Source organism: Anaerovibrio sp. (assembly GCF_051866355.1).
Taxonomy (GTDB): domain Bacteria; phylum Bacillota; class Negativicutes; order Selenomonadales; family Selenomonadaceae; genus Anaerovibrio.
The window spans coordinates 1-11,881 of record NZ_JBJDWZ010000114.1; the positions used below are offsets into that span (position 1 = coordinate 1).

Annotated in this window: 9 protein-coding genes; all 9 read left to right on the forward strand. The window is 55.4% G+C overall.

Annotated elements, in window-relative coordinates:
* Positions 1 to 63 precede the first annotated feature (63 nt).
* The gene (locus tag ACI3UA_RS06055) at positions 64 to 1,023 is read left to right on the forward strand and encodes an RluA family pseudouridine synthase (protein WP_439723927.1); all 960 of its coding nucleotides are present in this window, start codon (positions 64 to 66) and stop codon (positions 1,021 to 1,023) included.
* Position 1,024: 1 nt separating this feature from the next.
* Positions 1,025 to 2,506 (forward strand): M20/M25/M40 family metallo-hydrolase, encoded by a 1,482-nt coding sequence (locus ACI3UA_RS06060; protein WP_439723928.1) that lies wholly within the window; start codon positions 1,025 to 1,027, stop codon positions 2,504 to 2,506.
* Between the two features lie 180 nt (positions 2,507 to 2,686).
* The gene (locus ACI3UA_RS06065) at positions 2,687 to 4,384 is read left to right on the forward strand and encodes a methyl-accepting chemotaxis protein (protein ID WP_439723929.1); all 1,698 of its coding nucleotides are present in this window, start codon (positions 2,687 to 2,689) and stop codon (positions 4,382 to 4,384) included.
* Between the two features lie 37 nt (positions 4,385 to 4,421).
* Positions 4,422 to 5,441 carry a substrate-binding domain-containing protein gene (locus ACI3UA_RS06070; protein WP_439723930.1) on the forward strand — a complete coding sequence of 340 codons (1,020 nt, stop codon included), beginning with the start codon at positions 4,422 to 4,424 and terminating at the stop codon, positions 5,439 to 5,441.
* A 151-nt stretch (positions 5,442 to 5,592) separates the two neighbouring features.
* Positions 5,593 to 6,240, forward strand: a complete 648-nt coding sequence (gene thiE / locus ACI3UA_RS06075; RefSeq protein WP_439723931.1) for a thiamine phosphate synthase — start codon at positions 5,593 to 5,595, stop codon at positions 6,238 to 6,240.
* A gap of 51 nt (positions 6,241 to 6,291) precedes the next feature.
* Positions 6,292 to 7,428, forward strand: a complete 1,137-nt coding sequence (locus tag ACI3UA_RS06080) for a hypothetical protein (RefSeq protein ID WP_439723932.1) — start codon at positions 6,292 to 6,294, stop codon at positions 7,426 to 7,428.
* 38 nt (positions 7,429 to 7,466) lie between these two features.
* Positions 7,467 to 10,880, forward strand: coding sequence for a DNA polymerase III subunit alpha (locus ACI3UA_RS06085; protein ID WP_439723933.1), 3,414 nt, complete (start codon positions 7,467 to 7,469; stop codon positions 10,878 to 10,880).
* 60 nt (positions 10,881 to 10,940) lie between these two features.
* Complete coding sequence (locus ACI3UA_RS06090; protein WP_439723934.1) at positions 10,941 to 11,123, forward strand: hypothetical protein; 183 nt, start codon at positions 10,941 to 10,943, stop codon at positions 11,121 to 11,123.
* A 126-nt stretch (positions 11,124 to 11,249) separates the two neighbouring features.
* Positions 11,250 to 11,881, forward strand: a 632-nt coding sequence (locus ACI3UA_RS06095; RefSeq protein WP_439723935.1) for a tRNA guanosine(34) transglycosylase Tgt, incomplete at its 3' end; no start/stop codon positions are given.

Here is an 11,881-nt window from a genome sequence, read left to right on the forward strand (position 1 = left end):
TAAGGCCTCGTGTGCTGTTTGTGCTATAATAGGGCAGTGATGAGAAAATTGCGGAGGTTGTTTATGAATAATAAGCGCAAGGAAAGGAATTCCAGCCTGAAAAAGTACATTGTAGCAGAACGGTACGCCGGTATGACCCTTGAGCGGTATTTGAAGGAGGTTATGTCCGTATCGGCCCGCCAGCGGCAGAAGCTGTTTTTCAGCAGGGGCGTGTATGTGAACGGCAGCAGTGCCCATACCAAAAGACTGCTGAAGGCCGGGGATATGGTGGCAATCCGCCAGTTCAAGGATACCGGCTATGGCGCAGTGCCGGAGGAAGGGGCTGTGGATATACTCTATGAGGATGATGAGATAATTGTGCTGAACAAGCCGGCGGGAATGCTGGTACATCCGGCCGGGCAGACCAAGTCCGGCACCCTTGCCAATTATCTGGCGAATTATTTCCGTCAGCAGGGCAGGGTGGTGACTGTCAGGGCACTGCACCGTCTGGACAGGGACACTACGGGCTGTGTGCTTTTTGCCAGAACCCCGGAGGTTCAGGTAAAGCTGGAGGCCATGCTGGCGGCGGGACAGCTGCATAGGAGATATGCGGCTGTTGTCCGTGGTGATGCAGATTCTTTGCAGGAAAAATTTCCTGACGGAGTGATTGACCTGCCGATTGGCCGGAATGCCCTGCAGCCGAACCGCCGTCAGGTGATGGAGGGCGGAAAAAGGGCTGTTACCCGTTTTGAGGTGCTTGGAAAGGGCAGGAGCTGCAGCCTGCTGTCCCTGACGCTTGAGACAGGGCGTACCCACCAGATACGTGTGCATCTGGCGCACGTCGGATATCCCGTGGCAGGCGACAGGATGTATGGCACCCGCAGCAGGGATATCAGCCGTCAGGCCCTGCATGGGGCGGAGCTGGAATTTTTGCACCCTGTTACCGGGGAGAAAATTGCTGTCAAGGCATCATATCCATCGGATATGCGGAAGCTGATGGAGCTTGACGGAATAAGGGCGTATGATGGAGGAGTGCATGATTAACATGAATAATATAGATGAAATAAAGAACGAGGATATTGTCGAGGGCGTTTTGGCTGAGTTTTCCCGGCTGGCGGAGATTCCGCGCCCATCAGGTCATGAAAAGGCGGTCAGCGATTATCTTTATAAGCTGTTTTCTGATATGGGCTGCCGTGTGGTGCAGGATGGCGCAAATAATATCATTGCGGATATGGAAGCAACGGCAGGCTGTGCCGGAAAGCCGCTGACCATCCTGCAGGCGCACATGGATATGGTCTGTGTGGCGGCCGAGGGAGTGGAGTTCAATCCGCTGACAGATGCCATCAGGCTGGTGCGGGAGGGCAATCTCCTGCACGCTGATGGTACCAGCCTGGGGGCTGATGATGGCATGGGGATAGCTATCATTGTGTACATCATGAAGACGCTTGCCAGCCATGGGCCGCTGCGGGCTGTGATTACCGTGGATGAGGAATGCGGTATGACCGGAGCGGAAAATCTGGCGGCAGAGGTTTTTGCCGATGCAGAATATCTGATAAACTGCGATTCGGAGGACTGGGATCTTTTGACGGTGGGCAGTGCAGGCAGCGGGGATATAACATTCAGGAAGAATTTTTGTCCGATGCGCAGTGGACTGCAGAGATTGTACAGGCTGAAGGTGAGCGGTTTAAAGGGCGGACATTCAGGCGAGGAAATCAACTGCGGCGGCGGTAATGCCGTCAAGGCGGCTGCCGCCTGCCTGAACCTCTGGCGGAGAAAGGGCCTGGCCTTTGATTTGGTCAGCCTGAATGGCGGCAGGGCGAAAAATGTGATTCCGAGTGCTGCGGAAGCCGTATTTTTCTGCAATGCGGCACAGGAGGCACTGCAGAAGGAGGCTGATGAGGCACGGCAGGAGTTCTTGAGCGTCTATGGCAGTACGGAGGCTGCTGCCAGCTTTGCGGTGGAAGCTGTTGCGGCAGAGGAAAGGCCCCAGGCCATGGACAGATATCAGAAGGACAGCCTGCTTGACCTCCTTATGTGCCTTTCCAGCGGCGTGTCTGCCATGTCACAGCTGTGTCCGGGACTGGTGCAGACCTCGGCCAATCTGGGCGTAGTGCGCACTGTGAATGAGGCGGGCAGGAACGGCAGGTATATCGAGGTTCAGTACATGCCGCGGTCAGCGGCCGAGGGGGCTATCGGGGAGTATTACAGGACAGCGGAGGTGCTGGCGCGCCTGACGGATTTTGAACTGCATGCGGGGCGGATTTCCCCTGGCTGGGCAGAGCGGCAGGACAGCCGCCTGGCACAGCTGATGCTGGCGGTGTTTGAGGAGCAGAACGGCTGGCCTATGCGGATGGCAACGATTCATGCCGGACTGGAGTGCAGCTGGCATCTGCAGAAGAATCCGCGGCTGGATATTGTTTCCATCGGCACCAGCAACAACGACATCCACTCGCCGCAGGAAACACTGGAGCTGGATACTGTGGCTCCACAGGTGAGGCTGATTGCGGAGGTGCTGGGCAGGATTTAGAATGTGCCAGCCTGCAGGGCAGAAAATGTATATAGCAGGCCAGTGTTTTTTATTGATGCATTATTGATGTCTTATTGATAGAGCGGAATCTGACTTGAAAAAGTATACATTTGTATGATACAATGTTGTACGTAGTTACGGTGGGAAGTGTCTATGTATTACATCAGAGGGGGAATTCATTTGGAGTCACTAACCATTAGGAAGAAGCTGTTCCTTGTGTTCGGCGTATTGCTGGCGATTTTTCTGGGTACCAGCCTTTACGCAGGATATAGCCTGAACAGCATTAATTCGGGAGCGCTGCGTATAGCCACCGAGCATCTCAGCAGTGTTATGACGGGGATGGAAAGCAGCCAGGCGCTGGCGAACTACCGTCAGGGCGAGTTCAGCGTGGTGACGGCGAAGAGCCTGCCGAACCGCCTGTATGCGATCAGGGAAAACAAGAACTGTGCCGCCCAGATTGATATCGAGCTGGATGCGCTGGAGCCGTCCGTGGCTCCGGAGGTCAAGGATGAGTTCAAGGCCTTGCGCAGTGACTGGGAGGCGTACAAGGCCAATTCCGTTCAGGTAGCTGATCTGGCAAAGGCGGGTAAAATCCAGGAGGCGCAGGCACTGCTGGAACGCTCCGGCAATCAGTATCACACGATCGCCTCGCAGCTGGACAGAGTGGTGGACAGCAGCAAGGATTTTATCTTCAAGGAAAGCATCGAGGCTTCCAATCAGTATGAGTTTACAAAGTGGGCATTGATTATCTGCACCCTGCTGGTGATTGTGATTTCCGGCTTTATGGCGGTATATCTCAGCAGCAGCATTATGAATTCGGTAAATTATCTCATGAATATTTCCCGCGAGGTTGCCGGGGGCAATCTGACCGTGGAGGCACAGCCGCAGACTGCCGATGAAATGGGCGAGCTGACAGCGGCCTATGGGGAGACTATCCGCAATCTGCGGGGGCTGATTCAGGAAATTCAGCGGACGGCTTCGGATGTTGCCACCTTTGCGGAGCAGCTGACGGAGAATGCCAGCCAGTCTGCCCAGGCCACCCAGCAGGTGGCTACATCCATCACCAATGTGGCTGCCTCCAGCAGTCAGCAGGGTGAGGCGGTAAGCCGTTCCCTGGGGGATATTCATGCCATGGCCCAGAGCCTGACAGGCTTTGAGCGCACGGCGGCCGGCTCGGCGGCGGCCACCCAGGAGGTGTCCGGGATTGCCAGCCAGGGCAGGACGGCCATTGACGGCGCAGTTTCCCAGATGGCGGAGATTGCGGCTTCTGTAACGGAATCGGCAGAAACCATTGAAAAGCTGGCGGAGCGTTCCAGCGAAATCGGACAGATAAGCGATACTATCGCCGGGATTGCCGCCCAGACCAACCTTCTGGCCCTGAACGCCGCTATTGAGGCCGCCCGTGCCGGTGAGGCCGGACGCGGCTTTGCGGTTGTAGCGGAAGAGGTGCGCAAGCTGGCCGAGGGCTCCAACGAGGCCGCCCAGCAGATAGTGGCCCTGATAGCCGCTATCCAGAAGGATACGGAGCAGGCCGCCAAGCGCATGAAGCGCGGTACGGATGAGGTGGAGAATGGCCGCAGGGTTGTGGCAGATGCCGGTGATGCCTTTGAGCGGATTGCCGGTTCCGTCATGGATTTGACGGATGGCTCCCAGAAGATACTGCGGGAGGCAAAGGAGTCTGCCGCCAAGGCGGATGCGTTGGTCAAGGTGATGGAGGGCATCAACAGGAACAGCCAGGAGGTTGCTTCGGAAACAGAATCCGTTTCTGCCGCTACCGAGGAGCAGTCCGCTTCCATGGATGAGGTGGCGAATGCCAGTGACAAGCTGGCCAATCTGGCTCAGGAGCTGACGGCATCTACCAACAAGTTTAAGATTTAAGGGGGCTGGCTTTGTAGATATGAAGAGCGTAACGAATATGAAAAAGATAATCGCAGTCCTCTGCGCGGCAGTGGGACTGCTGGCCGCTGTGCTGTCTGCCGGATGCGGCGGGCAGGACGGCCCGAACAAGAAGATAGCGGTGGCCTTTGCCAATTCCTCATCCAGCTGGCAGAAGAACGGCAATACCATGAAGGAACTGCTGGAAAAGGAAGGCTTTGCCGTGGATTTGCAGTTTGCTGATACGGCAGAACAGCAGGTGGAGCAGATAAGGGATCAGCTGAAGCAGCAGCCGGGATGCCTGGTGATTGGCGCTGTCGATGGTGAAAAGCTGGCTGATGTGCTGACCTACGCCAAGGAGCACGGGGTGCCTGTTGTTGCCTATGACCGCCTGATTATGGGCACGGACGCCGTTTCCTATTACGCGTCCTATGATAACGAAGGCGTGGGCGAGGCCATGGGTGAGTATATCGAGGCAAGGCTTGACCTGAAAAATGGCGCAGGGCCTTTCACCATGGAGGTTTTTGCCGGAGATACGGCGGATAACAACGCCCATCTATTTTTCAGTGCGGCCATGGAGGTGCTGAAGCCTTATATTGCCAATGGACAGCTGGTGGTGCCGTCCGGGGAGACTTCCTTCGAGCAGGCGACTGTTCAGGGCTGGAATCCTGACAATGCCCAGAAGCGCATGGAAAAGCTGCTCAATGGTCCGGATGCCGGTGTGCATCTGGATGTCATCCTGTCACCGAATGACGGGGTGGCAGGCGGCATCCGCAAGGCCCTGACGGCAGGCGGCTATAGCCAGATGCCCCTGATTACCGGACAGGATGCGGAGGAGCAGGCTATTACGGCTATCAGGGCAGGACAGCAGGCCATGACTACCTACAAGGACCCTGCCGTGCTGGTGGCCAAATCCATCCGCATGATTAAGGCGGTAGTGGAGGGAACTCAGCCGGATATCAACAACGTAACCACCTACAATAACGGCGTGATTACCGTGCCGGCATATCTCTGTACGCCGCTGGTAGTGGATGCAGGAAATATCGATGTCGTGAAATAATTGGCGGCAGAATTGAAAAGTTATTGCCCCCGCTTCGGCGGGGGCTTTTTGTTGTACATATTTTTGCGGCTGTCTGCTAATTGAGGTATAAGTTGTTGATTATTTGTGGTATAATTTAGTCTGACGTAATTTGCTGATTGGGAGTGATGGGATGAACAGGCAGGAAGCAATGGAATGTTTTAAGAGCTTTCCTATCTACGGCATAACGGCGGAGGCCATGTCGGCAGGGCGCAGCAACGCGGAGGTTGTGGAGGCGATGCTGAAAGCAGGCGTAAGGTTCGTGCAGTACAGGGAAAAGGAAAAGAGCGGGCTGGAGCGTTACCGTGAGTGCCTGCAGCTCAGGGAGCTGACGAGGAAATACGGGGCGGCTTTCCTGATAGATGATTTTGTGGACCTGGCGCTGGCTGTGGATGCGGACGGCGTGCATATAGGGCAGGAGGATCTGCCGCCGCAGGCAGTAAGAAAGCTGCTGGGGCCTGACAAGGTGATTGGCTGGTCAACCCACGGGCCGGAGCAGCTGCAGGCGGCCAACGCCCTGGCCGGAGTGATTGACTACATCGGCACGGGCCCTGTTTATGCCACCCAGACCAAAAAGACTGCCGTGCCTGTGGGACTGGAATACGTGCGGTATGCCAGGGAAAATTCGCTGCTGCCCTTTACGGCCATCGGCGGTATCAAGGAGCACAACCTGCAGCTGGTCAGGGAAGCGGGGGCGGACATCGTATGTGTGGTATCGGAGGTTACCGGTGCGGAGGATGTTGCCGCCAAGGTGCGGGCTCTGGCGGATATAATGGCTTGATAGGCTGCAGCTGCATGATGCCATGCTGCAGACATAATGGATTGATGTGCTATGGAAAATGAGAAAATGGAAGAGATAGAGGCTGTCCGCAAAAATCTGCAGGGCAGCCGCCTGAAGGATATCCTGCTGGACGAAATGGCCAAGAACTGTCCGGGGGTTTCTTATGACAGGCTCCTGCAGGCGGCCATGACGCTGCAGAAGGCAAAGCGCATGATTGACGCAGGCGCGCCGGATAGTGATTACAATGAGCTGGGGCGGCAGTTCCGCCAGACCATAGGCCGACGCGGCGAGGAAAACCGCGCCATGATTCAGGGCATGGTCAGGGAGCAGCGGCTCAGCGGGCGGCTGTCCTACAGCTGGTACTACAATCAGCCCATCACGGCCTGGGAGCGGGATTTTCACTACATCAAGCTCCTCAGCGACTATCTTATGAGCGGCATAGAGCCGGAGCGGGCCTCCGTGCAGGAGCGTTCCTACGAGATATTCCACGATGACAGGGTGCTGGCGGAATATCCGGAGCTTCTTGAGCGGCTGGGGCTGTCCATGGAACAGCTGAATATCGTGGCACAGCCTGATCCCCTGATGCTGGCGGTGCAGTGCGGCAGGCAGCCCCACGGGGGATGGTGCCAGCATTTTGCCGTGGAAACAAAGGAGGCCTACTACGGCCTGTATCCTGTGCTGAACAGGACGAGGTTTTCTACTGTGATTTATGGTGCGGGCTGGAAGCTGGCCGGCAACCTTTTTCAGCTGCCATATCAGATTGGCAGGGAGTGGTACAAGCATCGCGTATGGTATTTTGGCAATATGAGCCATGACGGCATCTGCCTGTGGTATGCCATAAAAAAGAATCTGCCTGCCGGCATGGAGCTGAAACTGGCAGTGCCTATGTACAAGGCCATGCTGCTGTATCCGCCGGTACGGCAGGCGAAGGGCAGTGCCGGAGGGCGGGCAACGGGAGGACAGTCCGGTGATGTGGATATCAGGAATGTCCCGGAGCTGATGCATTCCGTGCAGGCCGGTGAGGCGATGGAGGCCTTTTGCCGTGAATTTGAGCCGGAGGATGCGGCTATCTGGCGTGATATCCTGGGCAAGAATATGTATTACCCCCAGAGCATGCTGGGCAATCAGGAGCTGCAGAAGCTGTTCCGGGAGATGGACAAGGGGCTTGTTCAGATATCCGGGCAGTAGGCAGTCGTTTTTTGGTATTTTTATAGGAGGATAATGAAATGACAGAGCCTGTTCCTTTTGCGCATCTGCATGTTCACACTGAATACAGCCTGTTGGATGGTGCAAACCGCATCAAGCCATTGATTGCCCGCGTCAAGGAGCTGGGCATGAAGCACATAGCCATTACTGATCATGGCAACATGTTCGGTATTATGGAGTTTTATAAGCTCTGCAAGGCGGAGGGAATCAATCCTGTCATCGGCTGTGAGGTCTATGTGGCGCCGAGGGACCGCCATGAGCAGTATGAGGTGGAGGGAACCAGGTACTACCATCTGATTCTGCTGGCGGAAAACAACGAAGGCTACAAGAACCTTGTTCAGCTGGTGTCGAGGGCCAATACAGAGGGCATGTATTACAAGCCGCGGGTGGACAAGGAGCTGCTGAGAAAGTACAGCAAGGGACTTATCTGCCTCAGTGCCTGTATTGCCGGAGAGGTGCCGGCCTGGATTATCCGCGGTGATATGTTCAGGGCGGAGAAGGCCCTGCAGGAGTATCTTGAGATTTTTGGCAGGGAAAACTATTTTATTGAGCTGCAGAATCACGGCATGCAGGAAGAGCACAAGGCCATGCAGGGGCTGGTACAGCTGGCGGAAAAGTATAATCTGGGGCTGGTAGCCACCAATGATGCCCACTACCTGAAACGGGAGGACAGCGAGTTTCATGAAATCCTGCTGTGCATCCAGACGGGACGGACGCTGGACGACGAGAACAGGATGCGCTTTCCCAGCGATGATTTTTATCTGAAAACACCGGCGGAAATGCAGGAGATTTTCAGCTCCCATCCGGAGGCGCTGGCCAACACGGTACGGGTTGCGGAAAGGTGCCATGTGGAGTTTGACTTTGAGCATCGCCACCTGCCGAATTTTCCCCTGCCTGACGGCATGACGGATGAGGCCTATCTTCGCCAGCTCTGCGAAAAATATCTGCCGGAACGCTATGAGAACATTACGCAGGAAATCAGGGAAAGGCTGGATTATGAGCTGGGCGTTATTCACAGCATGGGGTTTGACAGCTATTTCCTGATTGTATGGGATTTTATCAACTATGCCAGAAGCGTCAATATACCGGTAGGGCCGGGACGAGGCTCGGCGGCAGGCAGTATTGTGGCTTATGCACTGGGGATTACTGACCTGGACCCCCTGAAATACGATCTGCTCTTTGAGCGTTTTCTCAATCCGGAGCGCGTTACCATGCCGGATATTGATATTGATTTCTGCTATGTGCGGCGCGAGGAAGTTATTGACTACGTAAAACAGCGTTACGGCGAGGATCATGTGAGCCAGATTATCACCTTTGGCACCTTGAAGGCAAAAAATGCCGTCCGTGATGTGGCGCGGGCCATGGGCATGTCCTATGCGGAGGGTGACAGGGTAGCCAAGCTGATTCCCAGCGGCCCGAAGGTTACGCTGCAGGCGACGCTTGAGGGCGTGGACGAGTTCCGCAGGCTCTACGAGGAAGATGCGAATATCCAGCGGCTGGTGGACATGGCCAGGAGAGTGGAGGGGCTCAGAAGGAACTGCGGCAAGCATGCGGCAGGCATTGTGATTGCCCGCAGTCCGATTACCGACTACATGCCGATTATGATTGCTGATGGGGCGCTGGTTACCCAGTTTGAAAAGGATCTGGTGGAGGAGCTGGGCCTTTTGAAGATGGATTTTCTGGGGCTGCGTACATTGACCGTTCTGGATGATGCGGTCAAGAATATCAAAAAGACACATAATATTGACATTGACCTGCGGCGGCTGCCCCATACGGATGAAAAGACCTGCAAAATGCTGTGTGATGGCGGGACAGGTGCGGTGTTCCAGATGGAATCGGCCGGCATGACGCGCATTATGCGGGATCTGAGGCCGGAGGGCTTTACTGACCTGATACCGCTGGTGGCGCTGTATCGGCCGGGGCCTCTGGGCAGCGGCATGGTGGATGATTTTATCGATGGCAGGCATGGGGCAAAAGAGGTGGAGTACCTTCATCCCCTGCTGGAGCCGATTCTCAGGGAGACCTTTGGCGTGGTGCTCTATCAGGAGCAGGTTATGCAGATTGTGCAGGTGCTGGCCGGATTCAGCCTGGGACAGGCTGATTTACTGCGCCGCGCCATGGGCAAGAAAAAGGCGGCCATCCTGATGGCCCAGAAGGAGAATTTCCTTGCGGGAACCCGCAAGAAGGGCATTGAGGATGAACTGGCATCCCATATATTTGAGCTTTTGGAGCATTTTGCGGACTATGGCTTCAACAAATCCCATAGCGCCGCCTACGCCTGGGTGGCGTGGCAGACGGCTTATCTGAAAGCGAATTATCCGGCCGAGTTTATGGCCGCCATGCTGACCAGTGTCATGGACAATACCGACAAGGTCAGCCAGTATATTGAGCAGTGCAGGCGCATGGATATCAGGATTCTGCCGCCGGATATCAACGCCAGCAGGATTCATTTCAGCGTGGACAACGGTGCCATACGCTTCGGCCTGGCCGCCATCAAGAATGTGGGCGAGGCCGCCCTTTCCGTGATGATGGAGGAAAGGGACAAGGGCGGGGCCTTTGTCTCCCTGATGGATTTCTGCTCCCGGGTGGATTTTCATGCCATCAACAGGCGTTCCGTGGAAAACTTTATCCGTTGCGGCTGCTTTGATTCGCTGGGGGCAAAGCGCTCCCAGCTTCTGGCGGTGCTGCCGGATGTTTCGGAGGCTGCGGCAGCCGTGCAGAAGGACAAGGCCAACGGCCAGCTGGGCTTGTTTGATGCGGAGGAAGTGCGCCAGGTGGCCGAAATCAAGCTGCCTGATATTGAGGAGGAGAGCTCTGATGTTATGCTGGGCTGGGAAAAGGAGATTACCGGCTTCTATATTACGGGACATCCGCTGGACAAGTACCGCGACAAGCTGGCGGAGCTGACGCCGATTGCCAAGGTGGTTGAGGGCCAGCTGCCGGATGAGAGCCGGGCAAAGCTGGGCGGCACCGTAAGCGAATGTGTCCGCCGCACCACCAAGAAGGGGGACATGATGTGTTTCCTGCGTCTGGAGGACTATACCAACAACATCCGCGTGGTGGTGTTTCCCAAGGTTTTTTACAGCAGGATGAGGCTGACGGAGCTGGATTCCCATGTTGTCATCACCGGAAAGGTGAATTACAGCGATGATGAGCGGGACAAAATCCAGCTTATTGCGGAGGATATTGTCAGCCTGGACACCTATCGCTGTGATTATTACATCGCTATACGGCCTGAGCAGGAGAAGCCGGAGATATATGACGCGCTGAAGGAGATTTTCAGGCGGCATCACGGGCAGAATGTGGTATATATGTATTTCTATGGAACAAAAAAGCTGATAAAGAATGAAAAGTGTTACTGGCTCGATGGCTCCGCCGAAGCGGAGAATGAGATTCGCGCCTTGCTGGGCAATGACAGCCTCAAGGTCAAATAGACCGTGGCTGTGCAGCGGCCGGGAATTGCCGCAGATGCTGGAAGTTTTTGGGAGGTTGCTATGTGGGTTTCTATTTTTGTAGCAAAGAATAAGGATGAAGCGGACAGGGTTATGAACAGGCTGGATGATGCCGGCTTTGTGAACAGGCTTCGCCCATGTGCAGGCGGCATAGTGCCACGGGAGCAGATTGAGGTGCAGGTGCTGGAGACAGATGCGCCGGATGCCCAGCAGTTCTGCTATTGAGAATGGCAGGCAGTTGTTATCGGGTATGGACAGCTATGTTGAAAGAAAATGATATTTGTGATATTATGGAGCGGTTAAAGGTTTTTATGAACAATATCAAGACGAAGCAGAAGGAGAGGCGATAGTTTGCCTGCAATAACTTACGAGCTGATTAAAGAAGATGAGAAAACCGGTGCAAGGGCCGGCATTATCCATACACCTCACGGCAGCTTTCCTACGCCGATTTTTATGCCGGTGGGAACGCAGGGCTCTGTCAAGGGCGTGTCGCCGGAGGAGCTGAAGGAGCTGGGGGCGGGGATTGTTCTCAGCAATACCTATCACCTGTTTTTGCGGCCCGGTTCCCAGCTGGTAAAAGAAGCCGGCGGCCTGCACAAATTCATGAAGTGGGACGGGGCCATCCTCACGGACAGCGGCGGCTTTCAGGTGTTCAGCCTGGGGGACCTGCGCAAGATAACCGAGGAAGGGGTAACTTTCCGTTCACATATTGACGGTTCAAAGAAATTCCTTTCGCCGGAGGTTTCCATGCAGGTGCAGATGGATATCGGTTCCGATATCGTCATGGCCTTTGATGAATGCATTCCATATCCGGCGGATTATGCCTATACCAAGGCGTCTACGGAGCGAACCACCCGCTGGGCGAAGCGCTGCAAGGAGTACATGACAAGCCCTCATCAGGGCCTGTTCGGCATCGTGCAGGGCGGCATGTTCAAGGATTTGCGCACTCAGAGCGTGCAGGAGCTGGTGGAGCTGGATTTTCC